At 53.7% G+C, this 26,461-nt stretch carries 21 protein-coding genes and 1 CRISPR repeat array; of the genes, 12 read left to right on the top strand and 9 right to left on the bottom strand.

What is annotated here, in order from left to right:
* Positions 1–47 precede the first annotated feature (47 nt).
* The 4 genes from X474_RS11270 to X474_RS11285 all read right to left on the bottom strand — a co-directional run bounded on the left by X474_RS11270 (position 48) and on the right by X474_RS11285 (position 5,603).
* On the bottom strand, positions 48–1,598 hold the full coding sequence (locus X474_RS11270) for an adenylate/guanylate cyclase domain-containing protein (protein WP_052515108.1): 1,551 nt from the start codon (positions 1,596–1,598) through the stop codon (positions 48–50).
* Positions 1,599–1,672: 74 nt separating this feature from the next.
* Positions 1,673–2,455 (bottom strand): enoyl-CoA hydratase/isomerase family protein, encoded by a 783-nt coding sequence (locus tag X474_RS11275; protein WP_044349107.1) that lies wholly within the window; start codon positions 2,453–2,455, stop codon positions 1,673–1,675.
* 232 nt (positions 2,456–2,687) lie between these two features.
* Positions 2,688–3,506: a sirohydrochlorin cobaltochelatase gene (locus tag X474_RS11280; protein ID WP_052515109.1), complete on the bottom strand. Its 819-nt coding sequence runs from the start codon at positions 3,504–3,506 to the stop codon at positions 2,688–2,690.
* 282 nt (positions 3,507–3,788) lie between these two features.
* Complete coding sequence (locus X474_RS11285; protein WP_044348881.1) at positions 3,789–5,603, bottom strand: asparagine synthase-related protein; 1,815 nt, start codon at positions 5,601–5,603, stop codon at positions 3,789–3,791.
* 611 nt (positions 5,604–6,214) lie between these two features.
* Here X474_RS11285 and X474_RS11295 point away from each other — a divergent pair.
* The 5 genes from X474_RS11295 to X474_RS11315 all read left to right on the top strand — a co-directional run bounded on the left by X474_RS11295 (position 6,215) and on the right by X474_RS11315 (position 10,482).
* Complete coding sequence (locus tag X474_RS11295; protein WP_044348883.1) at positions 6,215–6,973, top strand: ABC transporter substrate-binding protein; 759 nt, start codon at positions 6,215–6,217, stop codon at positions 6,971–6,973.
* 114 nt (positions 6,974–7,087) lie between these two features.
* On the top strand, positions 7,088–7,756 hold the full coding sequence (locus tag X474_RS11300; RefSeq protein WP_044348884.1) for an amino acid ABC transporter permease: 669 nt from the start codon (positions 7,088–7,090) through the stop codon (positions 7,754–7,756).
* A 10-nt stretch (positions 7,757–7,766) separates the two neighbouring features.
* Entirely contained in the window at positions 7,767–8,531 is a 765-nt protein-coding gene (locus tag X474_RS11305; protein WP_044348885.1) for an amino acid ABC transporter ATP-binding protein, read from the top strand.
* Positions 8,532–8,533: 2 nt separating this feature from the next.
* Positions 8,534–9,202 carry an amino acid ABC transporter permease gene (locus X474_RS11310; RefSeq protein ID WP_044348886.1) on the top strand — a complete coding sequence of 223 codons (669 nt, stop codon included), beginning with the start codon at positions 8,534–8,536 and terminating at the stop codon, positions 9,200–9,202.
* Positions 9,203–9,297: 95 nt separating this feature from the next.
* Positions 9,298–10,482, top strand: coding sequence for a pyridoxal phosphate-dependent aminotransferase (locus X474_RS11315; RefSeq protein ID WP_044348887.1), 1,185 nt, complete (start codon positions 9,298–9,300; stop codon positions 10,480–10,482).
* 71 nt (positions 10,483–10,553) lie between these two features.
* Here the strand turns inward: X474_RS11315 and X474_RS11320 are convergent, their stop codons facing one another.
* The gene (locus X474_RS11320; RefSeq protein ID WP_044348889.1) at positions 10,554–11,753 is read right to left on the bottom strand and encodes a metal-dependent hydrolase family protein; all 1,200 of its coding nucleotides are present in this window, start codon (positions 11,751–11,753) and stop codon (positions 10,554–10,556) included.
* Between the two features lie 275 nt (positions 11,754–12,028).
* Between X474_RS11320 and X474_RS11325 the strand changes: the two genes are divergently transcribed.
* From X474_RS11325 to X474_RS11345, 5 genes are all read left to right on the top strand, one after another.
* Positions 12,029–12,757 carry a Crp/Fnr family transcriptional regulator gene (locus tag X474_RS11325; protein ID WP_056009616.1) on the top strand — a complete coding sequence of 243 codons (729 nt, stop codon included), beginning with the start codon at positions 12,029–12,031 and terminating at the stop codon, positions 12,755–12,757.
* 297 nt (positions 12,758–13,054) lie between these two features.
* Positions 13,055–14,089, top strand: coding sequence for a TRAP transporter substrate-binding protein DctP (dctP, locus tag X474_RS11330; protein ID WP_044348893.1), 1,035 nt, complete (start codon positions 13,055–13,057; stop codon positions 14,087–14,089).
* A gap of 61 nt (positions 14,090–14,150) precedes the next feature.
* Entirely contained in the window at positions 14,151–14,675 is a 525-nt protein-coding gene (locus X474_RS11335; protein ID WP_052515110.1) for a TRAP transporter small permease, read from the top strand.
* A 49-nt stretch (positions 14,676–14,724) separates the two neighbouring features.
* Positions 14,725–16,014, top strand: a complete 1,290-nt coding sequence (locus X474_RS11340; protein WP_044348894.1) for a TRAP transporter large permease — start codon at positions 14,725–14,727, stop codon at positions 16,012–16,014.
* Between the two features lie 89 nt (positions 16,015–16,103).
* Positions 16,104–17,210: a mandelate racemase/muconate lactonizing enzyme family protein gene (locus X474_RS11345; RefSeq protein ID WP_044348895.1), complete on the top strand. Its 1,107-nt coding sequence runs from the start codon at positions 16,104–16,106 to the stop codon at positions 17,208–17,210.
* A 38-nt stretch (positions 17,211–17,248) separates the two neighbouring features.
* Here the strand turns inward: X474_RS11345 and X474_RS11350 are convergent, their stop codons facing one another.
* Complete coding sequence (locus X474_RS11350) at positions 17,249–17,533, bottom strand: hypothetical protein (RefSeq protein ID WP_044348896.1); 285 nt, start codon at positions 17,531–17,533, stop codon at positions 17,249–17,251.
* A gap of 264 nt (positions 17,534–17,797) precedes the next feature.
* Between X474_RS11350 and X474_RS11355 the strand changes: the two genes are divergently transcribed.
* Both X474_RS11355 and X474_RS11360 read left to right on the top strand, forming a co-directional pair.
* Positions 17,798–19,069 (top strand): glycosyltransferase family protein, encoded by a 1,272-nt coding sequence (locus tag X474_RS11355; RefSeq protein ID WP_156360730.1) that lies wholly within the window; start codon positions 17,798–17,800, stop codon positions 19,067–19,069.
* A gap of 168 nt (positions 19,070–19,237) precedes the next feature.
* Positions 19,238–19,717 carry an L-2-amino-thiazoline-4-carboxylic acid hydrolase gene (locus X474_RS11360; RefSeq protein WP_044348899.1) on the top strand — a complete coding sequence of 160 codons (480 nt, stop codon included), beginning with the start codon at positions 19,238–19,240 and terminating at the stop codon, positions 19,715–19,717.
* A 122-nt stretch (positions 19,718–19,839) separates the two neighbouring features.
* Positions 19,840–22,057: a CRISPR direct-repeat array (repeat unit 32 nt; unit sequence GTTTCAATCCACGCGCCCGCGTGGGGCGCGAC).
* A 314-nt stretch (positions 22,058–22,371) separates the two neighbouring features.
* Here the strand turns inward: X474_RS11360 and X474_RS11365 are convergent.
* From X474_RS11365 to X474_RS11375, 3 genes are all read right to left on the bottom strand, one after another.
* On the bottom strand, positions 22,372–23,574 hold the full coding sequence (locus X474_RS11365) for a YcjF family protein (RefSeq protein WP_044348900.1): 1,203 nt from the start codon (positions 23,572–23,574) through the stop codon (positions 22,372–22,374).
* A gap of 27 nt (positions 23,575–23,601) precedes the next feature.
* On the bottom strand, positions 23,602–24,993 hold the full coding sequence (locus X474_RS11370; protein WP_044348901.1) for a YcjX family protein: 1,392 nt from the start codon (positions 24,991–24,993) through the stop codon (positions 23,602–23,604).
* 336 nt (positions 24,994–25,329) lie between these two features.
* Positions 25,330–26,208, bottom strand: a complete 879-nt coding sequence (locus X474_RS11375) for an aminoglycoside adenylyltransferase family protein (protein ID WP_197282058.1) — start codon at positions 26,206–26,208, stop codon at positions 25,330–25,332.
* Positions 26,209–26,461 lie beyond the last annotated feature (253 nt).

The raw sequence follows: 26,461 nt of genomic DNA on the forward strand, positions 1-26,461 counted from the left end.
GCCGGTTTGAGACCATTCTCCGTTTTTAAGGGGCGCTTGGCAAATAATTACTCCAGGGCAAAAACCTCCACGGCCTGGGATTTGCCTTTGACCTGCACTACCGGCAGGCTGCGCAGATTGGGTTTTTGGGAAAGCTCTCTTTGGGTGTCTGCGCTGATGAGTATATCGGTGCCGAATTTTTTAGTCAGGTCGCTTATGCGCGAGGCCAGGTTCACCGTATCCCCCACCAGGGCATATGAGAGCCGGTCCGGTGAGCCTATGTTGGCGGCCAGGGCCAGGCCCGTGTGAATCCCTATGCCGTGGCGCAAGGCGGGCAGCCCTTTGGCGATCAGGGTTTGATTGTATTGGGCCAGGCGTTTGCGCATGGAGAGGGCTGCGGCCACTGCCTGATCCGCATGATTGGCAAGGGGCAAAGGCGCTCCGAAGACAGCCTCTATTTCATCACCCACATATTGCAGAACCAGGCCTTTGTGCTCGGTTACGGCTTCTGCCATCTGATGAAAATAGCCGTTTATGATGCCCACAACCACTTCCGGGGAATGGGCCTCAACCATGGGGGTGAAATCCCTTAAGTCGCTGAACAGCAGGGTGACCTCTTTCAGCTCGCCGCCCAGTTTTATGCGGCCCGCTAAAATTTCATCCCTTATTTCATTGGTTACATACCTGCCGAAAAGCTCCTTAATGGCGTCTCTTTCCTGCAACCCCTTTATCATGCTGTTTATGGCGTCCCCGGTGTAGCCGATTTCATCGTTTGAGGTGACCTTCACCTGGCCGGAGAAATCCCCTTTGCGGACCCTTCGCAAAGTAACCAGGATATCTTGAATGGATTTGGTCAGGTTGGTGGCGAACAACACCGTGAAGCCCGTGGCCAGAAGGATGAAGATCAGGGTCTCCACAGCCAGGTAGGATTGCAGGCGCAGCAGCATCTCCTGGGGCGAGCGCAGGCCCTGTTCCACCACCTTGCTTGATCCTCTGATGGTGAGCAATATGGCCCCGAACGGCAGGATGCCGGAGCTTAGGACCAGGGCTATGAGCTTGACTCCTATGCGTCCTTTTATGGTTCCTTTTGTGGCCGCCAGTTGACCATGGGGAAAGAAGATCGGGGCCAGATGTTTCTGGATAACATGCTCTAAAAGATAAAAAACCATGGCCATGCTGAACAGGCCGGTGATAAAGGAGCGCGCGGATGTCATTTTTATGCGCATCTCCATGGCTCCGGCCTGCTTCAGGATAAAACCGAAAAAAATGCTGGCCATGGTCCAGACCACAAAGCAGATAAGCATCGCCACATAGGGTTCGTTTTGCAGCCTGCGCCTGGATTTACTTAAAAGGCTTTCAGGTGAAGACTCTCCCCGGTACCTGGCCTTAAGGATGGCGCGGATGGGTTTTTCATACCAAAGTATGAAAAGGGTGATTGTGAAATAGAGTAATACAGGGGCCAGGCGAAAGGCGCGTATCAGATATTCCAGGTTGATCGGTACGTCATCTGGGTCGGTCATGTGCAAAAGCACCCTGACCATGACCATGCCCATGAGGTTGGCCGCTATTATGGAGAGCAGCATGGCATTGGCCTCAAGAAAATATTTTATTTTTTTCATGGCCCTTGCTCTCCTGTTCGGCCCGTTGCCTTTTTAGAATGCCCTTTTGCCGGAAACGGCAAAAGGGCTTTTTTTTATTTTGCCTTGAATTCAGGGGGCCTTTTTTCCATAAAGGCGCGCACCCCTTCTTTCATGTCACTGGTGGCTGTGAGCCCGGCCCAAAGATCAATTACCGATTCAATCCCCTGGTCTCCCGCCGGGTCGCTGCTGATGTTCAGGGCCTTTTTGGCGGCTGTGACGCCCAAGGGGCCTTTGGCCGCTATCTCCCGGGCCAGTTCCAGGGCTTTTGCAAAAACCAGATGCGGCTCAAAAACCTCTTCCACCAGCCCCAGGCGGAAGGCTTCGTCAGCGTTTATCAACCTGCCGGTAAAGACCAACTCCTTAAGCTTCCCCAAAGGTATGTGCTGCAAGGCGCTTCGTGCGCCGCTGTGCCCCGGGAAAAGGGAATGGTTGACCTCTGGAAAACCCAGCCTTGCGTTGTTTGCCGCATAGCGGATATCGCAATGAAGGGCCAGTTCCAGTCCGCCGCCCAGGCAGTATCCCCGTATGGCCGCGATCACCGGGCAGGGAAAATCCCTTATGGCTGTATATATCTCCTGGCTGCGGCTCAAATAGACCTTGGCTGCCTTGGGATCAAACTCCAAAAATGATTTCAGGTCCGCACCGGCTGCAAAGGCCCTTTCTCCCGATCCGGTCAAAACCACCGCCCTGACCCCCGGCCTGAATCTGGCGACTTCCGTGAACGCCTGGCCAATGTCTTCCTTGGTTCCTGCATCCAGGCAGTTTAAGGGCGGATTTTTTATGGTGACAACAGCCACTTGGTCTTTAATTTCATAGTGTGCATTGTTTTGGGGCATGGTTACGTTTTTTCCTGTTTGACTTTTTCTGGTTTTTGTTTTTTTGTAAAAATATTTATCTTTGATTCTGCTATGCCCAACCCCTAGGCTGTAAGCTTCAAGCAAATGACAGCTTAGAGAAGATAACTTGACGACCAGGCAGTTGTTATGTGATGCGAAATTGATTTACCGCCTTTTTTGTCAGGCTGGTCATTTAGAGCCGAACATCCGTCGGGCTGTCCGGTGCGGCCTGTCAGAGATCAGTTATGGCGGTTTTCAGGTGATCCAGCCAGATATCCACGATTTTTTGGTTTTCGCTTATGGCTTTGAAAACCGGCGTGGTGGTCACCCCCAAATCGGTCAGCCTGCTTTGCCAGGTTTCGGGTCCGGGCCCTGCCATGTCCCTTTGGGCGTGACGCCCGGCCACAGTGAGAAAGGGAATCAAAAAGGCGCGGGTGATTTTTTGTTCTTTAACCTTTTGGGCAACCTGGCTGAAGTCCGGATAACCTTCCAAGGTGGAAAGAATAACCAGAGGGTCTGACTTCTCCAGCATGGCCGAGAGCGCGGGATAGACCGCGCCTGCCGGATGTTTGGTTCCGTGACCCATTAAGATGACCGCTTCGCCGGATTTTTTTTTGGGCGGCAGATCGGCCAAAAGGGCCCGGCAAACCCGTTTTAGGTCGTCTGTGCCGGAACAAAGGGGGGTTCCCAGGCTGAGCCTGAATTCAGGCCCCATCTGCTTGAAGCCGTTGACTTCCTTGACCAGGTCGTGGAATTCGCCTCCCGGTATGACATGCAGGGACTGAACCGCAGCTTTTTTAAATTGTCTGGCTCTTAAGGTGGCCAGCACCTCTGCCGGTGAGGGGATTGTCTCGCCTTTTTCCGCCAGTCTTTGCCTGATTATGCGGGAGGTGAATCCCCAATGAACCTCCCAGTCGGGCCAGGTTTTTTCCACTTGGGTTTGTATATCGTCAAAAACCTGCCTGGGCTTGGTCATGGTGGTGCCTGAGGTGACGAGCAAAATGGCTTTATCTCCGTTTTGTCGGCTGGTTTGTTGTGACTGTTTCGGCAAGGCCTGTCTCCTGTTGATATAGACGCATCTTTGGATAGTTGTTTTAAGGGCAAAGTTATAAAGGGGCTCGCTATGGACGGCAAGATGCAGGGTGTTTATTAAGGCGGCAAACCATTTGCCCGTCTGTTTTTAACCCTTTACCTGTCTTATGAAATTGTAGCCTTGCTTGAAGCTGAAGCCAAGGATTGCCGGGGATTTTAAGCAAACCGGCACAATTAACCGCCGCACCGGGTGGTTGTTTCCGTAAAAAAGTTCCTGGGTAAACTTGTCTGTAAACCGGTGTCAGGGCTTTATGGTATTTTCCCGTTCCAGGGTCTTTAAGAAAAGCCTTAGCATTAAAACTCGTTTTAAAAGCACCCTGGGGCCGACTGGCCTGGCTGAGGGGCTTTTCAGGGAACGATATTTCTTAGCCGGGCTTAGGTCCCATTTTTTAAGGCGGGTTCTAAAGCTCTTGCCGAAACCGCTTTTGGTGTTGCCATAGGCCGCCAAGGTGAGTTCGTAAAGCTTAAGGGGCAGGTCCTCGCCCAGGTATTGGTCCAACAGGGTGCCCCGGCTTTTTTGGCTGAGCCCTTCTATTTCTTCTCTACCCTTGGGAGAGGCAAGCGCTTCTTGCCAATAGTTCAAGGTGGTGCCGCCCAGGGCCCTGGGGCCCAGGAACAGGCTGGGAGCCAGGCTTTTGGCTGCGCGCTTGAAAAGTTCTTTTCCCCTGCGCAGGCCTGTGGGCACGTGGCTCATGAATTCCAGGATTTCATGGTCCAGAAGAGGGTGATCCACCTGCAGATAGGGCTCAATGAAAAATTGCCGCCAGGGCAGGATCACATGGGGAATGCGTTGCTTGAGATAAAGAAAGTCTTTACGGTCATGGGTGTTGATCATCGAGGAACACTCTCTGATCAGCTCAGCTCTTCTTTGCTCCAATAAGTCTTTGAGGCCTTCAAAAACATCCTCTTCCATGTGCTGCCGCATCCAGCCCAGGGTTTCCAGGCCGCATATGGGGAGGCTGTGCAGAACGTGCTTGTCGGTTATGAGTTTGCCGTCATTCCAGCCCATGTATTCATCGCCCACCATCATAACCGAGTCTTGGCTGTGACCGTTTTGGATTAGTGCCTTAAACACAGTGGGTTCATTGCAAAAACGGGTGATTCCCTGGCCTGAAAGGGCGCTCGCCTCGAAAATGTCTGTGAGATCACCTTCAAAACTGGGGCAGATTTCGTGTTCGTATCCCGCCCTGGAAGCCAGTCTGGCTGCTATTCTTTCATCGCTGCCGTGCTTGTGGGGAGGATAGCCATAGGAAAAACATTTCACCTTGTCAACCTTGAGCTGATAACGCAGGGCCGCAAGGATGGCCGTGGCGTCATATCCGCCGCTTAGGGAGAGCATGAGCGGCGATTTTTGGGGGATGCGCCTTTTGACCGCCTGGATGATCAGGTTTTTAAGCTCGTTTTTCAACTCCCCGGGATTTTCGTTTTCATAGGCATTGTCCAGGTCAAAACGCAGGTAGCGGCTGCGGGTAAGTCGATCCGGTTCAAAAGTATAGATAGAGGCCTTTTCCAGAAGCTTCACACCTGTAAGTAAAGTGCTCGTATCCAAGGGCGCGCCGTTGGCCAGCATGGAGGCCAGCACAGTTTCATTTATTTTGGTTTCCCAAAAGGGTAGAAGCCAGATGCTGGAGGCCAGGAAATGCAGGCTGCCGACTTTTTGGTGAAATACCTTGCGTGAATTGATGCGGTCAGTGGCCATGGTGACCGTTTCGGCCCTGTGATCCGCGAATAAAAGGGTGAAGGATCCATTCAGGGCCGCTGCCAGAGTTTTGCCCTTGGCCAGGCCCAGGTCCAGCAGTTCCTCGTGTTTGCCGGGCCTGTCCGGGGTGTAAAAACGGCCCGAAAAAAGCATGTGTACGTTTTGTCCGGGATCAGTAAGCAAGGGGCCTTTGTGAAAAATCAGAAGCTCCAACGGCCCCACAGTGAAGCGGGTTTGGGGTAGGTTGATTTTTTGGTCCAGCCAGGAAGCCAATGGGGTTTTTTGCTCGGGCAATGAGCCTTTGGCCCCGATCAGAATCAGAAACGGCTCCCGCCCCCAGTGCCTTGGTTGATTCATGGAAAAAGACTCCTGCCGTTTAATACCGAAAAAAGCAAGGGAAAAATTTTTTCTCACCCCACGAAAAAGTGACTGAAGTCTGCTCAAGCGGTCGATCAGCGATGAACAGATCTTAATAATAAACAGCTTTAAATCCGCCGCTTAAAAAAAAGCCACCCGGGCTTTTACTTTTTTACTCCTGCCGACCGTTTGGGCAAGGGGTGTTTCAGGGGATGGCCCCGAAAACTATAACGGCGTTTTGGGGGGTAAAACAAGCTCATGCCTATCACAGTGCCGGGGCCATGGCAAGCTTGCCGAATATGATTTTCGCCTTTTCCCTCAAAAGTTAACTTTAAGGGGACTGCGGGTTTTTGTTTTTGAGAATTGTTAACAGGTATCAGGTTGGGGATTATTTGAGTTTTAAGGTTTATGGCTTGCCGCAAAAATTGCTCTCTGTTATATGTGGTAAGGCGTTTGTCCTGGCAGTGGAAAAAGAAAAAGTTGGTTGTATATACAATTAATCGCAAATATTGGTTAATTGTATAGACAATAAACAATATAAGTTTTGATGTTTGATGTATAGACAACCATCAACAAAAAACAAATAAGCACGGTAGAGAGGGAGTTCACTAATGGCTAAAAGAATCGCGAAGTTGTTGGTTCTGGCATGTCTTGCCATGGGCCTGGCCCTGCCCACCACGGCCTTTTCCGCGGAAAAGACCTATGTAAACGGCATAGATGCCAATTTCCCGCCTTTTGCCTTTGTTGACAAAACCGGTAAACCCAATGGTTTTGATGTTGAGGCAGTGGATTGGATTGCGGCCAAGTTGGGCTTTAAGGTTGTGCATAAGCCCATGGACTGGGATGGTATTATCCCCAGCTTGAACGCCAAGAAAATTGACTTCATCGCTTCCGGTATGAGCATCACCAAGGCCAGGGCCAAAGTGGTGAACTTCTCCATCCCTTACTGGACCATCAAGCAGGTCATGGTTGTGCCCAAGGACTCCAAGCTCACCCCCAAGGACATCTTGAAAAGCGGTAAGGGCGTGGGCGTGCAGAGGGGCACCAGCGAGGCCAAGTGGTTGAAAACCAACATGGACAAGATGGGTTGGAAATTTGACCGTGTGCTCTATGACAGCGCTCCCTTGAGTGTGGAAGACATGTTGAACGGTCGCATTGTGGCCGCGATTATGGACGATGCCCCGGCCAAGGACATGGCCGCCAAAAAACCCATCAAGATTTTGGGCGAGTTCGGCATGCCCACCGAGGATTTCGGCTACGCGGTGCGCAAGGCGGACAAAGACTTGCTGGAAATGCTGAACAAAGGTATCAAAATGCTGAAGGCTTCTCCCAAATGGGCGGAGTTGGAGAAAAAATACGAGCTTAAATAGCGCTGTTTTCCTTTAGGCCGTTTTTTTGTTAGACTTACGCGGGCGCCTGGACTGCCAGGCGCCCCCTCGTTTTGAACGGGGATATGCCATATCACCCACCGGAGTTTTGTTTGAATGCTTGAAAGCTTAAATGTTGTAATCGATGCAATGCCTTATATCCTGGTGGGGTTTCTGGAGACTGCGGGACTGGTTTTTGGGGCCATGGGGCTGGGCCTTTTGATGGGAGTGCCCCTGGCTGTGGGCCAGGTTTACGGTAACCGCGTGGTGCGCTTTTTAGTGGGAATCTATGTATGGTTCTTCAGGGGCGTGCCGGTGGTGGTTTTACTTCTTTTGTTCTATTTTGGCCTCTTTTCCCTAATCGGCCTTAACTTGAGCGCCTTTGCCTCTGCCGCCATGGTGCTGGGTCTCACCAGCGCGGCCTATCAATCCCAGATCTTCAGGGGCTCCATACAGTCTCTGCCTCAGGGCCAGTTCAAGGCGGCTCAAGCCCTGGGCATGTCCAACCGGGTGGCGATCACCTCCATCATTCTTCCCCAGGCCTTGCGGTTCTCCATACCTGGCTGGTCGAATGAATATTCGATTATATTGAAGGATTCCGCCGTGGCCTTTGTCATCGGCGTCACAGAAATCATGGCCCGCACCCACTTTGTGGCTTCGCGCACCTTTGAGCACCTGCCGCTTTTTATAGCAGCAGGCCTGCTTTACTATGTCCTCACCTATTTGGGTGTGACCGGACTGCGCAAGCTGGAGAAAAAAGTGCGTATTGCAGGCTACTCCCACTAGGATGTAGACAGTGCCCCAAACCAACCCCATATTTCGGGTAGAGAATGTCTCCAAGATTCTTGGAGGAAACAAGATTATCGATAAGGTCTCCCTTGAGCTTAACAAGGGCGACTTAAAGGTTCTCATTGGCCCTTCCGGCGGGGGCAAGAGCACTCTTTTGCAGTGCATGAACCTGCTTTACTTGCCTGATGAAGGTGATATCTACCTGGAGGGCGACAAGGTAAACCCCTCCAAAAAAGCCGCTTTGTACGGATTTCGTCAACAGGTGGGCATGATTTTTCAGGACTTCAACCTGTTCGACCACCTGAGCGCTTTGGAAAACGTGGCCATAGCCCTGATTAAGGTGAAAAAGCAAAGCAAGGCCAAAGCCGGGGAAAGGGCCATGCAGGAGCTTGACCGGGTCGGCCTTTCCGACAAGGCGGATCTTTATCCCGCCCAGCTTTCAGGCGGGCAGAAGCAAAGGGTTTCCGTGGCCCGCGCCTTGGCCATGGACCCCAAGATAATGCTCTTGGACGAACCCACCAGCGCCCTTGACCCCGAGCTGATCGGGGAGGTGCTGGCGGTTATCAGGGATCTGGCCGCCAGCGGCATGACCATGGTCATGGCCACTCACCAGATCGCTTTTGCCGCTTCCCTGGCCGATGAGTTTGTGTTCATGCAAGACGGCCGCATTGTGGAACAGGGATCGCCCCAGGCGCTTATGGATTGCACCCCTGTCAGCCGCACCAAGGATTTCTGTTCCAAGCTGGCTGAACTTTACGGCGAGGAAGCCTGACCATGGAGACCTGGGCTTTTATCATCGATGAGGTTGTCCCTTATCTCAACCAGGGCTTATGGGTGAGCATCCAGCTTATAATCCCCTCTGCCTTGGGCGGCATCCTTTTGGGAGTGGTTGTCGGCGCGTTAAGGGTTTATGGCAATCCCTTTCTAAAGGTTCCGGCCAATATCTACGCCAACCTTTTCAGGGGCACCCCGCTTCTGGTTCAGCTCTTTATTATTTATTTCGGGCTGGCCAAGCTGGGGCTCAAGTTCCCGCCCTTTACCGCGGCAGTGCTGGGTTTTGTACTCTGCAGCGGGGCTTATCACTCCGAATATATAAGGGGAGGGCTCCAGGCCATTAAGGAAGGGCAGCTAAAGGCGGCCAAGGCCCTGGGCTTCACCACATTTCAGAGTGTAGTCTCGATCATAATGCCCCAGGCCTTTAGAAGGGCCTTGCCCGGCTGTGGTAATGAGGTCGTATACCTGATCAAATACACCTCCCTGGCTTATATCATCACCTGTGTGGAACTTACCGGCGAGGGCAAGATCCTGGCGGCCGAGTCTTTCCGCTACACCGAGGTATTTTTAGTGGTAGGCTTGTATTACCTGGTCCTGGTGACCCTGGCCACCTGGGGCTTGCGCAGGCTGGAAAACCGCCTGCGCATTCCCGGCTTTGAACAGTCTTAGATAATTATAAGGGTGAACTTTTCCGGAGGACCACGACGGTTGGGGCCGAAGCCCATAAACCGCCAGTCCTCCGGCCTTTTTTTAGGAGTATGAAAATGAGCCTTTCCATACCCATTAGTCAGAGGGTGCAGCAGATTTCCATGTCAGCCACCAAGGAGATGCCGATTCTGGCGGCCAAGGTGGGCGATTGTGTCTCCCTGGGGCAGGGGGTTCCTTCTTTTGCCACGCCGGAGCATGTGGTAAAGGCCACCAGTCAGGCCCTTTTCTCAGACACCCTGGCCGGGAAATACTCCTTGCAGCCCGGTCTGTCGGCCTTGCGTCGAGCGGTGGCTGATTATCTCAAGGCCGAAAAACAGGTGGAGTATGATCCGGACGGAGAGGTCTCCATCACCGTAGGAGCCATGGAAGGCCTGTTGACCGCCTTCCTCACCCTGGTGGACAAGGGGGACGAGGTGATCCTGCCGGAGCCCGCCTATGCCTCTTATATTGAGCAGGTGCTTTTAGCCGAGGGAAAACCGGTCTTTGTTCCCCTTAACAAAAAAGACTGGAGCCTGGATATCGAGGCGGTGAAAAGTGCAGTTACCGAGCGCACCAGGGCCATTGTAGTCTGCAACCCGGGCAACCCCACCGGCGGGGTCTATGATCCCGGGCAGGTCAGGGCCCTGGCTGAACTGGCCAGGGAAAAGGGGATTGTGCTTATCTCAGACGAGACCTATGACTATCTTATCTATGACAACACCCCCCACTTAAGCCCGGCTTCTTTGCCTGACATGGGCGAGCATGTGATAACCATAAATTCGTTTTCCAAAAAGTACGCCATGACCGGTTGGCGGGTGGGCTATGTGGCCGCGGCCAGGCCCTTGATGGAGCAGATGATGAAGGTCCATGACTCGGCCGCCATCTGTGCGCCCACACCTTCCCAGTACGCCGCCCTGGCCGCGATCACCGGGCCGCAGGATGTGGTGGCCCATATGCGGTCCAAGCTTTTTGAAAGAAAGGAGCTGGCCGTAAGGCGCATGCGCGCCATGGAAGGTGTTTTTGATTTTGTGGAGCCCAGGGGCGCTTTTTATCTTTTGGCCAGATATCTGTTCAGCTCAGAGGATTCCCGCACAGTGGCTATCCAGATACTTGAACAGGCCAAGGTGATCACCGTGCCGGGAGGCTCGTTCGGCCCCAGCGGAGAAGGGCATTTGAGGCTTTCTTTTGGCGCCACCCAAGCGGACTTGAACCAGGCCTTTGACCGCCTGGAACAATGGGCCGCCAAAAAGAAACTTGCCTGATTTAAAAAGCAGTCCCGGCCCCTGACAGGGGGCCGGGACTGTAAGCTCTCTTGGCCCGGCGAGAGATTTTTCTACAACAAGTCTTTGACCACCTGACCCTGTTTCATGATCAAAAGCAGGTTTTCCTTTTGAATCAGGATCTCAGGGTAGGTCACGGGGTCACCTTCCACCACCAGCAGGTCGGCTTCCTTATCCTTTTCGATGCTTCCGGTTTTGTTATCTATGCCAAGCACCTGGGCGGCGCTTAGGGTGGCGGCTGTCAGGGCCTCGGACGGAGTCATGCCGATGGTGGTGAGCAGCTTGATTTCCTTTGCGTTTTCCCCGTGCAGGTTAAACGGCGTTCCCGCATCTGTGCCCATGGCCATCTTAACCCCTGATTTATAGGCCATGGCCGCGCTGGCCAGATGGGATTCATAGGATTTTTCAGTCTTGGTGACCACCTCCAGGGGCATGCCCGCTCCGGTCCCTTTGTTCATGATATTGACCGGGGCGGAGAGGGTGGGTATCAAGGCTGTTTTGCGGCTGATCATCTCATTTATGATCTCTTCTGAGAGATAAATACCGTGCTCAACCGTATCCACGCCGGCCAAGACCGCGTTTTTTATGCCCTGCATGCCTTGGGCGTGGGTGCCGACCCTGCGTCCGGCCTTATGGGCCTCTTCGATACAGGCCTTTAGCTCTTCATAACTCAGTTGGGGGCAGCCCGGCTCCACGCCCAGGGTGAGCACGCCGCCGGTGGCCATCACCTTGACCAGATCCACCCCTTGTTTCAACTGCTCCCTGGTGGCCTTGCGCACCTCGTCCGGCCCGTCGGCTTCCCTGCCTCCGATCTGCCAGCCGTGGCCGCCGGTCATGGTGATCACCCGGCCGCTGGCCAGGATGCGCGGGCCGGGCACCAGGCCCTGGTTCACCGCGTCACGCAGATAAAGCGCCACATAGTCCTTGCAACCCATGTCCCTGACCGTGGTGAATCCGGCCATAAGGGTGTTTTGGGCACGCACGGCCGCCTGGAGGATAAGCATGGGGGCTTTTCCCTGGTAAACCTCGGCCATGGGATCGGGCTCGCCTGACATGACAAGATGGACATGGGAATCGATCAGGCCCGGCAATAGGGTGCGCCCCTTCAGGTCCACCCTGCGGCAATCCGGCAAGGGGGCTGAACCGGTTTTTTGAACCGATTTTATAATGCCGTCTTCAACCAGAACAGAGGTGTTGTGCAAGGTGGTTCCGCCACCTACAAAAATAGGGCCGTTTTCAAATACTACAGGCATTTTTCCTCCTCAATGCCAAAGTTTGGTTGTATCCGGATTTGTAATCGCATTTTATCCGGCCGGGACTTTCAGGGATGTCAAGCAGCTTGGGCCCGGCATGGTTCTTTTCCCTTAGTTGATTCTATTTGACTGGTGCTTCCGCTCAGGTCAACCGATCATCGCCCAAAGACTTTTTAAGCTGATTGGCTTTTGGGCGTCCTTAAACAGTGTGCTAAGATATCACGGTTTAGACAGCCTTGTGCATCCTTTGGGTAGAGATGATTCAGCGCCCTTGGATGCCCGGCCAAATTTTTCTCCTGTTGATCAAAGGCGGATCCAACAACGTGGAACTTAACCAGAAAATAGCTATCCTCAATAAGACTCTGGGCTTTGAAGAGCTTGATCCCGACCAGCTCGCCAATCTGGCCGAGTTGTCCTCCATACGGTTTTATAAAAAGGGTGAATATATTTTTCATGAAGGCGATACACCCCGTTATTTCAAGGTGGTGGTTGAGGGCCTGGTGAAACTCTCCAAAAGCACCGAGAGCGGTAAAGCCTACACCGCTGTGATGGGCTGGCCCGGAGACACCCTGAATGCAGTAACCCTTTTTGAAGATCTGCCCAGATTCCTTTCCGCCCAGGCCATCCGCACTTCAACCATTTTGTGTCTTAAAAAAACGGATTTCGTTGATTTTGTCTTTCAGCATCCCACTGTGGCCTTGAGGATTATCAAAATCCTGGGGCATCTGGTGCAAACCAGTTATGAGCGAATATTGGACATGGTGGCTGAAAAGGCCGAGCAAAGAATAATAAATATGCTTTTTATGCTCTATAAAAAATTCGGCCACACCCTCAATTTCACCAACCAGGAACTGGCCGACCTGGTCGGAGCCACTACGGAAACCACCATACGCATAATGGGCCAGTTGCGCAAACAGGGCATTGTGCAGTCTGCCAGGGGCAGAATACAAATCGCAGATCCGGTTGCCCTGGAGAAACTCGGCCGCGGCCCTTTTTGGGCCTGACCTGTTTTTATATATAAAAAACAGAGCTTTTCTCCCAGCCTGCCCAAAAAACTATTTAAAATGAGAGGGTGTCCCCTTTTACGGAGATCTTTATCCTTTTTTTACTTCTCCCTTTTGAAGTTTTTTTCAATTTAATTTGAAAAATAATTTCAAACTATGATCCAGATCATAGAGCAGCTTATGGTTCTGGGAAAAAATGCTTGAAAAACAGGTGGCCTGACTTTGAACAAGCGGCAGGCTCTTTTTTAAAAACACCATTTACTTGAAGACTCAAGGATCAGGGGAGGGCTAAAGGTAATGAAAAAGCTCGTAGTGGTTTGTTTGACATTGGTGGCGGTTTTAGCCATGACGGCCGGTCCGGCCATATCCGGCGATGATCCCGTTAGGGTGAAGTTCGCCCATTTGGGCAAGGCCGACCCTTTTAAAGCCGCGGCCCATGCCGGTGTGCTCGCCTTTGGCCATGTGTGGAACAAAAGCACGGCCGGTAAATACAAGATCGAGGTCTATCCCCGGGGCACCCTGGGCAAGGAAACAGACCTTTTGCAGGCGGTGAAGGCCAATGCGGTTCAAATGATAGTCGCCTCCATGGTTTCCCTGCACCGCATATTCCCTCCCTCCCAGGTGATGATGGCGCCCTATATCTTTAAAAACGACGCCATTGCCTGGGAAGTTTTCGACGGCCCCTACGGGCAAAAGTTGTTGGATGCCATGACCGAGAAAACCGGCCTCAAGGCCTTGGCTATCCAGGATCTCGGCTTCCTGGCCATTACCAACAACAAACGTCCTCTGGTTACTTCCGAAGATTTCAAGGGAATTAAATTCAGAGCCATGGGTCCTCTACAGGCTGCCATGTTCAAGTCCCTCGGCGGCAGCGCAGTGCCCATCCCCTGGCCCGAGGTCTACACCTCCCTGCAGACCGGCGTGGTCGGTGGCCAGACCAACGCCGCCTTTGTGGTCGATGCGTTTAAGCTTTACGAGGTTCAGAAGTATCTATCCCTGGCCAACTCCCAGATGGGTTATCAGATCTGGCTCTGTAATAAATCCTGGTATGACTCACTGCCTGAGCAGGACAAGGTTGCCTTCAGAGACGCAGTCAAGGCCGGGCGTCTGACCGCCCGCAACATGAGCCTTTTGCTCGAGTCCCAGGCTGCCCAAAGCCTGGCCAAGAAAGGCATGACCGTCACCTCCTTGAACGGCGAGCAGGTCTCCAAACTGCAAAAGCTGGCCGGGCCTGCCTGCCTTGAATGGCTCAAGACCCAAATGGACCCCAAATGGGTTGATGAGCTGGTTCAAGCCGTGGATGCGGCGGAGAAGAAGTTGGGTTACAAGTAATTGGCAAGAGGCTGGAATTTTGCTAAATTCCAGCCTCTTAACTCTTCAAAGGACTCTTTAAATGCAGACAGACAACCCGTCCGGTATCACCGGTTTTGCTGAAAATTTGGGTCGTTTTATCGAAATGGCGGCAGGCGCCTGGTGTGTGATTTGTTTTGTGGCCATGACCCTGGTCGCGCTTATGGGGGTGTTTTTTCGTTATGTCATGCAAAACCCCTTTATGTGGACCGAGGAAGTGGCCAGGTATCTGCTGGTTTGGATGGGATTCACCGCCATTTCCATAGCCTTGCGCCAGGGGCGGCACATAAAGATTGAAATCGCGGAAAAGGTCGCCCCTAAACCGGTGGCTAAGTTTCTGAACTACCTGGTTGACGCTTTGATTGCGCTTTTTATGGGGGTGCTCTTTTATCAGGGTGTGCTCATGACCGCGAACAACATGCTTAGCGCCTCCACTCTTCCCCTTTCCATGGAGTGGATTGTGGTGGCTGTTCCGGTTGGCGCAGGGCTGACCCTGTTGCAGCTGTTTCTCGGTGTGGTCAAGAAAATCGCGGCTGATTTGACAAAGGAAGGCGCGAAGGCCGAGTAAACCGTTTTACCTTGGCGATTTTCACCAAGGCATAGACTAAGGAAGGCACATGCCGGTTTTTATTCTGATTTCGTTTTTTATCCTGGCCCTGATCGGTTTGCCGGTGGGAATTGTGGTGGGGCTTACCACTGTGCTCGGGTTTCTTTACCTGGGCAATGATATGTTTTTATCAATGCTTTCCCAGCGCATGTTTTCAGCCATGGACAGCTTTACCTTTCTGGCCTTGCCCTTTTTCCTGCTGGCCGGGGAGATAATGAACAAGGTGGGGCTCACCACCAGACTGGTGGATTTTTCAAATCTGTTTTTTGGCCGCCTGAAAGGCGGGCTGGCTCAGGTGAATATAGTCACCAGCATTATTTTTGGCGGCATATCCGGCGCGGCAGTGGCCGACACCGCGGCTTTGGGCAGCATCTTTATCCCGGCCATGACCAAGCAGGGCTATGACAAGCCCTTCAGCACGGCCGTGACGGTGGCCAGTTCCATTATCGCTCCCATTATTCCGCCCTCTATCATCATGGTGCTCTACGGGGCCATTATGGAGGTCTCCATAGCCGGTTTGTTTGCGGCAGGCATTGTTCCGGGACTGATGATCGGCGTAGCTTTGATGATTCTCACCCGCTATATGGCCGTAAAGCGGAATTACCCCACCAACCCGGAGAAGATGACCGTAAAAAATATCACCCGGCGAACCAAGGGCGCCATCTGGGCCCTGCTTATGCCCATAGTGATTCTGGGCGGTATTTTGGGCGGGCTGGTAACTCCCACCGAGGCGGCGGCCGTGGCTGTGGGGCTGGCCTTGTTCGTGGGGCTGGTGGTCTACAGAAACATCAGTTTCAAAGAACTTTACAATGTCTTTTTGAGAAGCGCCGTCACCATCGGGGTGATCACCCTGCTGCTCTCCTGCGCCAGTGTTTTGGCCTGGTTCCTGGCTATTGAGCAGATACCGGAGTTGGTGGCCAAGGGCTTCATGGCTTTAAGCGATAACAGATACGTAATTTTACTTTTGATCAACCTGTTTCTCATCCTGGTGGGCATGTTCATGGATATCGGGCCGTCGCTTTTGATTCTGGGCCCCATTCTGGCTCCGTTAGCCATCAACCTGGGCGTGCATCCCCTGCATTTCGGGATCATGATGTGTGTGAATTTGAATATTGCCCTGATGACCCCACCCATGGGTGGTTGCCTTTTCATGGGAATGGTTGTCTCGGACCTGAAACTGGGGACCCTGGTCAAGGCTCTTTGGCCCTTTATTCTGGTTGAGTTCGCGGTTTTGGCCCTGGTGGTTTATGTGCCTGCCATCACCATGACCGTGCCGAGATGGCTGGGGTTTGTGCATTAACTGCCCGCTGTTAATCAATTTGCCTGCTTTTTGAATAAAAACAGAAAGATGGCTCTTTTGTTCAAAGAGCCTTACAGGACGGATGCGTCATGAAAATAACAAAAGCCGAGGCGATAGCTGTCTCCATTCCCTTGCTTAAACCCTTTACCATTGCAGTGGGGGTGCTGAAAGCCAGCACCCAGGTGCTGGTTAAGCTTACGGATGATCAGGGGCGAATCGGTTGGGGAGAGGGCAGCACTTTTTTGGAGGTCTACGGTTATGACCAGGCCTCTTTGTATCGCGCTTTAAGCGATTATCTGTTGCCGGGTATTATCGGATTGGACCCCAGGCAGGCCGAAAATATCCATTTTGTTATGGATAAAATCATGCCCCACAACCTTATGGCCAAGGCGGCGGTGGACCTGGCCTGCCTGGATTTATGCGGTCAGGCCTCTGGCCAGCCCTTGCATGTGTTGATCGGCGGCAAACGCATGGATCGGGTCCCCATGACCGGGGCCGTGGATATGGTGGACCCTGACCAGGCCGGGGATTTTGCCCGGGAGCTTTTGGAACAGGGCTTTAAGCATATAAAGGTGAAGATCGGCCAGGATGCTCGCCAGGACGTGGCCAGGGTGAGAAACGTGCATGCCGTGCTTGGCGAAGGAGTTGAACTAAGGGTGGACGGCAATGCCGGTTACAGCCGCTCCCAGGCCAGGGATGTGTTTTCCCGCCTGGATGACCTTGGCATGGAGTGGATTGAGCAACCCCTGCCTGCCTGGGATCTTAAGGGACATGCCGAGCTGGCCCGGAACCTGAAAACCCCCATTGCCCTGGATGAAAGCGTCTACACCCCTCAGGAGGCGAGAAGCTGCCTGGAGCAGGGGGCGGGTAGTGTGGTGAATGTCAAGGTTGTCAAATGCGGCGGCATACGCCGTTCCCAAAAGATCGTTTCCTTGTGCCATGCCTCGGGCGCTCCCTGCTTTTTAGGCGGCAACCTGGATTTTTCCCTTTCCATGGCTGGCGCCGCCCATTTTTACAGCTCTACGCCAGGGGTGGTCTCAGGTGCGGAGATGTTGGGTTCGGTGATGGTTTATGAAGATGACGTGGTCACAGAACCGCTTTTGGTAAAAAACGGTTTTCTGGAAGTGCCGGATAAACCCGGTCTGGGCGTTACCATAGACGAGAAAAAACTGGCCAAATATCGTATTGATCAATAAACGACTTGGGTTAAGGCCCTTTTTAGCCGCGCCTTTGTTTAAAGGCGCGGCGTTTTTTTATTGTTGGTCTCACCGGGGGGGCTTTTGCGCCGGTTTTGAGCCATGCCTGTGAGAAGCAGGATAAAGCCGACCCCAAAGGTAAGCAGGAGCACCCAGAGAAAACGCGCCAGCCAGATTACGTATTCTTCCCGGCTGAGGGAAGACGGGTAAAAAGGCAGGGGGATAAGCACCGCCAATACGGAACCGGCCACAAAGGATTTGGCAACAAGACCCGGCAGTTTTTTGGTAAGAGGGGCTGTTTTGCCTGGGTTTTGTCTGGTCATGACCATGGACCCCTCATCAAAAGCCGATAAAGCACCATTTTTCCCGGTAAAGGGAAGTGGCCTTCTTTAACTTAGTTTTTTTCTGCCTGTAAGGTCAATTAATCTTTCATGACATGGCCGGATTTTAGCATTCGACTATTGAATCCGGTTGCGGCATTATGATGGCTGTTGTTTGCTGCGCCCTTACATCGAATACACCTGACAGGGATAAATGAAAGTTTGATTGAGTTTTTTAAGCAGCATAAATGGCTGTGGGCGATTTTAATGGCTTATGCGGCCCTGGCCGCTATCTTCTGCGAGGCCACGCCTGCCCTGGAGGCCTCGGACGAGGCCAGGCATTTTGGATATGTAATAGAGCTGGTCAGGCAGGGCGAGCTTCCCCGGGCGCGCATAGACGCACCTGGCCTGGCCCGCCAGGAGGCAACCCAACCCCCTCTTTATTATGCCCTGGCCGCCTTGTTCACCCGGGGCGTTTCCCTGGCCGGGGCCGAAAAGATGTATCGCTGGCGACCGGACAACCCGGTGGGACGGGCCGATCTTCCCGGCCATAAACATATGTGGCTTTCTTCAGAGAATAAGGCCGAGCCCAGTGCCGCTATAAAGGCTTTATATAGAATACGCTGGTTTTCCATTTTTCTAGGTGGGATCGCAGTTTTCGCCACCTGGTTTTTGTGCCTTGAATTCAAACCCTGGTTTATCCATACACCTGTCTTGGCATCAGGCCTGGTGGCCTTTAACCCCATGTTTTTGTTTATCACCAGTTCGGTGAACAATGACGCCCTTATCATGCCGCTTTCCTGCCTTGCGCTTCTGGCCCTGGTCAAATCGCTCAAGCGTCCGGCCTGGCTTTGGGGCGCGGGAATAATAACGGCTTTGGCCGTTATGACCAAGTTATCCGCCCTGACGCTTTTTTTGCCCGGCATGATAGTTGTTTGGCATAAAAAAGCCGACCTGTTTTCGGTTGTCCGCCGGGGGCTTGGCCTGCTGGTTCCGGCGGCTCTTATCTGCGGCTGGTGGTTTGTGCGCAACTGGCTTTTATATGGCGAGGTGCTGGCCAATGAAATCCACCGGAAAATCGCAGGAAACGCACGCTCCGCCCTTGAGCCTTTGGCCTTGCTTAAGGAATGGGATGGTTTTGTCAAATCCTTTTGGGGTGTGTTTGGCGGGTTTAATATCGTTTTTCCCGACTGGGTCTATTATGTGTTTTTCGGGTTAAGCGCTTTTTCCCTGGCTGCCGTGTTCATACTCCGGGCCAGGCGGGATGCAGACAGAATTTATTACTGGATTTTAACCAGCCAGGTGGGGGCCAACCTGGGGGCGGTGGCTGTCTGGACCTCTGTTTTATGGGGCTCCCAGGGCAGGCTGGTCTTCCCCAGCCTTGGGGCCATAGCCTGTTTATTTGCCTGGGAGCAGGATCACTGGTCCGGGCCAAAGGGGCCGGCTTTTTCTGGTGCGGTCCTTTTATTTTTGCTTGGAGTTTCACTTTGGGCCGGACTTTCGATTATTCCCGGATCGTATCCTTGGGTTGTTTTATAGCTTTTCCTATAAGTGAAAAAGCCTGATCAGTAAACCCGCACCTCCCCAAAATATTTTCGGTTAAATATCAGATAAATTATGCGAGTTTTAAACAGTGGCTTGAGGAATGGAAGCCTGGTTGTATTCTTTTTTGGAAAATCGGTGAATAAACATATTTGGGAGGGAAATATGAGCGCTGAAACGGTTGAAAAAAAAGAGGCCAAACACCAGGTGATATTGGCCTTGCGCCGCCTGGCAATTTATCACGCCACCATGGTGGATGTATTGAAAAAAGAGTTGGGCCCGGAAAAAGGCGAGGCCCTGGCTGAAAAGGTTGCCGACGCCTATGGCAAAAGTATAGGCCTGTCCGCCAGGCAGGACACCTTGGACCAGGGGCTGGACCTGACGCCTGAGAACTATTCCGAAGACCTGCCCATGCTTGGTTTTGAGGCGGAGTCGGTGAGCGCTGAGCCGCCGGTTGCAAGGGTCTACAACTGTCCCCTGGCCGAAACCTGGAAGGAGATGGGAAAGGAAAAAGAAGGCATGATCTATTGCCGGGTGGATCAGGCCAAATATGAGGCCTACAGCAAGGACCTTTCCTGTGTTCATGTTACCCATTGCCTGCGGGATAATACCGACCACTGTGATATCAAGGTGATCCCCAGATAAAAAGAGCTTATCCGCCTGGAAGATGGGGACGGGAGGCCTGTTTTCTGGGAATCGGATAATTTTATGGTGTTTGTGTGGATCACGATTTAAAGGGAGACATGTTTTGTCTCCCTTTTTTGTGAGGTTAGATCCCCGCGCCCGCATGGGGCGCGACAAAGGGACAAGGTCATGAGCGAGACAAAAACACAGTTTCAATCCACGCGCCCGCATGGGGCGCGACCCAAGGCCAAGGTCGCACTTGAGGAGGGAGGGATTGTTTCAATCCACGCGCCCGCATGGGGCGCGACACCAAACACCCGTCATGCTTGCCGAGCACTCAAGTTTCAATCCACGCGCCCGCATGGGGCGCGACCGATTCGATTAAAATTGCATCCCCCCCCAGCTTGTTTCAATCCACGCGCCCGCATGGGGCGCGACATGGCCATTCCCTTTATTCTCTTGAGAGCAATCGTTTCAATCCACGCGCCCGCATGGGGCGCGACGACCACGTCCACCCCCTCCTCTTCGGCCATATCCAGTTTCAATCCACGCGCCCGCATGGGGCGCGACATCCACGGACCCGCCTAAGCCCGACAGTAACGAGTTTCAATCCACGCGCCCGCGTGGGGCGCGACCGCCAATATGATCGGTTCGGCGAGATCTCGGGCGGTTTCAATCCACGCGCCCGCGTGGGGCGCGACGGAGCAGACATTTAAACGCGCCGTGGAATTTGTTTTGGTTTCAATCCACGCGCCCGCGTGGGGCGCGACGTTTTAGACGGCCCGTCAGAACCGCCCAATCCAAGTTTCAATCCACGCGCCCGCGTGGGGCGCGACTGTTAAACCCCTGGCCAGCTGTGGCTAGGCTCTGGGAGTTTCAATCCACGCGCCCGCGTGGGGCGCGACCCCTTGGGCTGATGCGGGATATGAGGCGGTCTATGTTTCAATCCACGCGCCCGCGTGGGGCGCGACGACAAAAAGCCCATAAAGGCTATTGATATGCTCTTGTTTCAATCCACGCGCCCGCGTGGGGCGCGACGAGGTCAAGCCCTCCGCCTCCGGAGCACAGGCTAAGTTTCAATCCACGCGCCCGCGTGGGGCGCGACCGGCGGGGTCGTACGACTGGAACCACGCAGTTTTGTTTCAATCCACGCGCCCGCGTGGGGCGCGACGTCAACCCTGGGGCTATCCGGCTTGGAGGCAAAAGTTTCAATCCACGCGCCCGCGTGGGGCGCGACAGGCCCCGTCGCCCAAAGCCTGGGGCAGAGCCTGGTTTCAATCCACGCGCCCGCGTGGGGCGCGACTTGCGTTCTACCTGGGCCTTTTTGGATCGGTCGGAGTTTCAATCCACGCGCCCGCGTGGGGCGCGACGCATGCTCAACCCTCCAAAGACTTGTTAAAATTAGTTTCAATCCACGCGCCCGCGTGGGGCGCGACGCCAATAAACCAAGGCCAGAGCATCACCGTTTTGGTTTCAATCCACGCGCCCGCGTGGGGCGCGACTCGTTGCCCTGTTGGCCCCTGCGATCACGCCTGAGTTTCAATCCACGCGCCCGCGTGGGGCGCGACGCCGATCGACCTCGGCCTGGGCATCCTCCACCCTGTTTCAATCCACGCGCCCGCGTGGGGCGCGACTTGGAGTGATCACGGGGAGCCGCCGCCGCAGTGGGTTTCAATCCACGCGCCCGCGTGGGGCGCGACTTTTTGCTGGATTAATCAGGCAAAGGGGTCGTGGTTTCAATCCACGCGCCCGCGTGGGGCGCGACCGCCGGATGCTCCCGCCGACGCCAGGCGTGATACAGTTTCAATCCACGCGCCCGCGTGGGGCGCGACCGGATCAAACGGCGGGCACACTCCGGAGTCGGCCAGTTTCAATCCACGCGCCCGCGTGGGGCGCGACCGCTATCATCGGGAAAAACTCAACCCATCCCAAGAAGTTTCAATCCACGCGCCCGCGTGGGGCGCGACTGGCCGCCGTGGAAGTCAAGGGTAAGGCAGTCCACGTTTCAATCCACGCGCCCGCGTGGGGCGCGACAGGAGCCCCTCATGCCCGATACCTTTGATCTTGTGTTTCAATCCACGCGCCCGCGTGGGGCGCGACATCCAGGAACAACTAAAATCCGCGCACAAGATGTTTCAATCCACGCGCCCGCGTGGGGCGCGACCGCATCATAGAGACCACGGTGCAGCGCATGCGGTTTCAATCCACGCGCCCGCGTGGGGCGCGACCAGCGATTATGCGCAACAAGGGGGGGTCTATATCGTTTCAATCCACGCGCCCGCGTGGGGCGCGACCAGGGACGTAACCGGCTGGGGTGAGATTAAGTGGGGTTTCAATCCACGCGCCCGCGTGGGGCGCGACTGCGGGTATTTTAACAAATTGAAAATACAAAGAAAATAATAAGGTTTGCGCGAACCCCAAGTTTTTGCGCATTTCAGGAGGGGGTGAATATATCGCATTTTTAAATTTATCTTTATAATCAATGGTTTGATACGTGCGCGAACCTCCCGGGGTTTTTATGTGTGTTACAGGTTCGCGCAGAAGTTCAAGAGACTGGCAAGAGGCGGGACTCGGCTTGTTTTTAATGCCAAAATGAGCAGTCGCCCCGCGTTGTTTAAATCCTCTTTTTCAGCACCGGCCATGGAACAGGTTTGATCTGAAGAGTCCCGCCTGCTTCAGGCCGTTTTTTCCGTAAGGGGTCTTAGATAATGCATGCCCGCCGCGCCGAGGCGGATGAGTAAAAAGGCGTTGGCTCCGCCCTCGGCCGCCCGGCTCATGATGCCTCCGGCCAGCACCTTGAAAAAGGCCGCGGCTGCGTCGGTGCCGGTGGCGGCTGTGCCGATTATGCCCTGGGTGGCTTGGTCCATCCATTCTTCCATCTGGCTGGCTGCAAAGGCGTTGACAAAGATACGCAGCAAAATGGAGACGGTTCCCATGCCGCCGGTGCGCAGCTGGTATATGGCGCACAATTCGTTCATAAGCTGATAGGCGTTAATAACCACAATCGCCGCGCTTAAAAAGCCGGAAGGCGCGGCCGCGGTTTTAAGGCTCACCAGCCAGGCCCTGCGGGTGATTCTTTTCTTGGCGGCCTGGTCCAGGGGTTCCAAAAAGGTTTTTTCAAACTGCATGAGCCAGGCCTCGGTGCTCTCTTCAGAGGCCAGCTCCAAGAGGTGTTTGCGCACCTTGGCCATTTGCTCAATCTCTTCATCGGAAAAGCCCAGGGCCTGGGTCTTTTTCTTTTTCCGTCCCTTTAACGGGTAATCAGTCAAAAGTCCGCAGAGCTGTTCCTGGGCGTCCTTTAAAAGGTCATGGGCCTTTTGACGCAGATTTGCCCTTTGCTCCAGGCTGCGCAAGGCGGTCAGGGATATCCTGGGCGACTGCCGCAAGAGCATGTAAGAAATCAGAAAACGCCCCAAAGACCAGAGCACCAAAAGGCAGAGCAGGCCCATGAGCCCGTAGCCGCCATATCTGGCCCAGTCGGGCAGGCCCTGCAAAAGTGAGATAAAGCTCAGGGCCTGGGTTGCCAGTACCACCAGGCTCAGGCCGCAGAGCCCCAGAACCAGGTGTTTCAGCCAGGAAAAGTTGAGCCAGCCTGGCGCGCGGCCGGTTTGTTTTTGCAGGTTGGCCAGGACCTTTTCTTCCATTTCAGCGTTTTGCCTGGCGCGGGTGTCCAGTAAAAGGCTTTTGCCGTTCGGCACCTGCTCCGCCTGGCCCAGGGGCTGGTTGGGCATGCCCAGCTCCGGTTCCGGGGCAGGGGCGGGCCGGGATGTTTGTTTATCGGTTAGAGCCGGGCCCGCCTGATTGGGATCGGCCACCCATTCTTCAGGGGCTGCTCGGTTTTCCTGTTCTGAAGGAGGCCGTGGGGTTTTTACGGTCATATCTAAAACCCTCTTGTTTCTGAGCGGTTATTCGGTCAAATGGTCTGAGGATAACAGAAAATCCGCCACCAGGTTAAGTCCCAGGTGGGGTGGGGCCAGGTCTTTTCTGGCCGGCATCTGGGGTAGTATGTCGGGAAAACGGTATTCATGGCTGCCCCAGTTTTCCGGCCAGGAACCAGGCACTTTTGAGGGGGTGAAACGCACCACCGGCGGCCTTTTTTGAGAATTTGCCTGCAACAACTCCACCGGCTGCCCCTCCAGTTTACCGTTATTCAGGCTTACTGTGGACTTGACCGCCGCACAGGCGAAATACTCCACCCTGAGCTTATATTCTTCGCTCAAGTCGTTCATGCGGCTCTGCACCATGGCCCGCAAAAGGCTGAGCAGTTTTTGCCTGTCGCTTGCATGCACCTTGTCCGCCTTTGAGGCCACAAAGGCTATGCGGGTTATGCCCGGCAAAGTGAGGTGTCCTGCGCTCAAGGGCTTCAACAGTCCGGAGGCGAATTGCCCCAGCACTCCCCGGCCCGGGTCCACATAGGTGATCAGGTCTTCTATCAGGGCCAAGGCCCCGTGATACATGCCCAGGCCGCCCGCCAAAATGGTGGTTATATCCAACAGCACCACCAGCTCATTACACTGAGCCAGCCAATGGGCGGTCGGCGCAACCACCGAGCGGCGGTAATGCTCGTATCGCCTTTTGAACAGGCCAGCCAGGCCGGGGTGTTTTTTGCGAACCTCTTTGGAGAGCGGGGCAAACTGGTTGTCTTTATCCACTCCCACATAGCGGGTTTGGGCCATGCCTTTTTCATCCCTTTGGCCGCAATAATCCCCCTGGGGCCCCAAAAGAAAAGATGACGGTGTTATTACGGGGAGATAGGAAAGGCACGCCCTGGCTAAAGCCAGGCGGTAGGCATGCAGGATTTCATCTTGATCCGGATTCGAGTCTTGGTTGGCCGCCTTGGCCAGAGTCTTGATATAGCCTTGGGCGTGGGCCAGGTATTCCGGTTCCGTGCTGAAAAGCCCGCATATTTCATCAGACCAGGATTCATAGCTGTTCTTGGCTATGCGGATATCAGCCAGACGTTCGCCGGGCAGATCGGTGAGGGTAAGGTCCATGAGGGTGTAACGCCAGTCGCTTCTGGTCAGGTTAAAGCGAAACTGCCTGGCCATGCGGGTCTTGGTGGGCCATCTCTGCAGGCTCACCAGGCTGTGGCGATGACTTTCATAGTCAAATGCCCTGAAACCGTCTTCAACAGGCAGGGGGTTGAAGTTACCCAACCTTATTCTTTTTTTGCCCAGGGGAAAGCGGTCCGGGTCATGGCGCTCCAGATGGTTTATCAAAGAGGTCATGAATACGGTCTTGCCCGACCGATACATGCCGACCACACCAATGCGTTTGTTGAACCCGAAAAATCGCAACTCTAATTTTCCCCCTGATCATGGCCGGTTCAGTGTTTATAGGCAAAAGGATTAGTGATGTCTTAAAAACCTACTATACACCACTTGAACTGTCAGGCCCTCCAAGTACTCCCGCCTGGATTTAAAGATTTTTCGGAATTCCTTGGTTATGTTAAAAAACGCATTGGTGTCCGGAGGTTCAGGGCGTGTAAGGGGAGACATCAAGCTTTTCCGTTTAAATGGTTTGTTTTTTAGTCTTTCTTAAAATAAAAAACCAGGGTTTGCAGGATGCTGTCGGGCATTTTGTTCATGCGAGGCTTGTGTTATGAACACACATCTTGGCACACGATGAAAGAGTCATAGATTCGTTAAGATACAATCGTGCAATGAGCTAACCGTGAGTTGAAGTTCTTGACGACGATTTTGCCAATCATTTTCACATCCGCTCAAATAGGCCTCTCGCGCATCAACTAAAACTGCCGCCTGTTCGGCCGCTAGGCGAGTCGCCGCCCAATTCGCTGCAACATCCTTAGAAACAAACTCACCGGTAACTGATGTCCGCCACATACGCGTCAGAGTTAACAGAACGTTGAGTTCATCTCCCTGTAATGTCTCGATTAAAGCTGGAAGGATATCTTTGATTGCACGGCGTATGTCAGGTTTTGGAATAGCTGGTAGAAGCTCGTTTGCGTTTGGTCCGACCAGAGGTTTCGCTTCTTGTCGCGACTGGGCCAGCACCAAGGTAAGCTCTGGATCACAGACAGACTTGGAACTTTCGCCCGCCTCGTATTCGTGACGCAACCACTCCCCGTAAATGAATTCGCTCCTTGCAGGATAGAACGACCCAGCAAGATCGGAGCGCAAAAATACAATCACCTCAAGAGGATGGCGTCCATACGGATCAAAAGGATATCGCCCGGATATGTCCATTAACTCGGATGTAAGACCTCTTCGAACCTTAGAAGTCATCGGTTGGTCAATGACCACTAGCAGATCTACATCGCTGCGGGGGCGGAGTTCACCAGCCACAGCCGAGCCATGAAGATAGACAGCCACCAGCGATTTCGCAAACCGCTTCTGGATAATCAACAACGCCTTATCTGCTTCGGTGGGAACGATCACTAAACAGCCCATCTGAAATATCAAGAGAATGATGCTTTTGAAGAAATTATCATCCTCAGGCAACACTGTCACCATATTATCCGTTGCTCGCATGGGAGGCAAAACCTTTGCCATGGAACGCATTACCCATCGCAGCCATGAGGCGTATGCGCAGGACTTGACCGGACATCGGCTCAAGCGTCAGAGATGCGTCGGTTGGGAACACCTGTTCCTCGTTACCTGGGAGTTAAGCGCCCAAGAAGACAAAATTCTGCATGCCGCGAACCAACGGCAAAACAGAGAGCTTCATTCAGCCCAGCATCAAGGAGTGAGCCTACAGCCAAGCCTATGAGTCATCGAGAGTGTCTAATTAATTTTTCGTGTGTGT

The sequence above is a fragment of the Dethiosulfatarculus sandiegensis genome, from assembly GCF_000931935.2.
Classification (GTDB): Bacteria; Desulfobacterota; Desulfarculia; order Desulfarculales; family Desulfarculaceae; genus Dethiosulfatarculus; species Dethiosulfatarculus sandiegensis.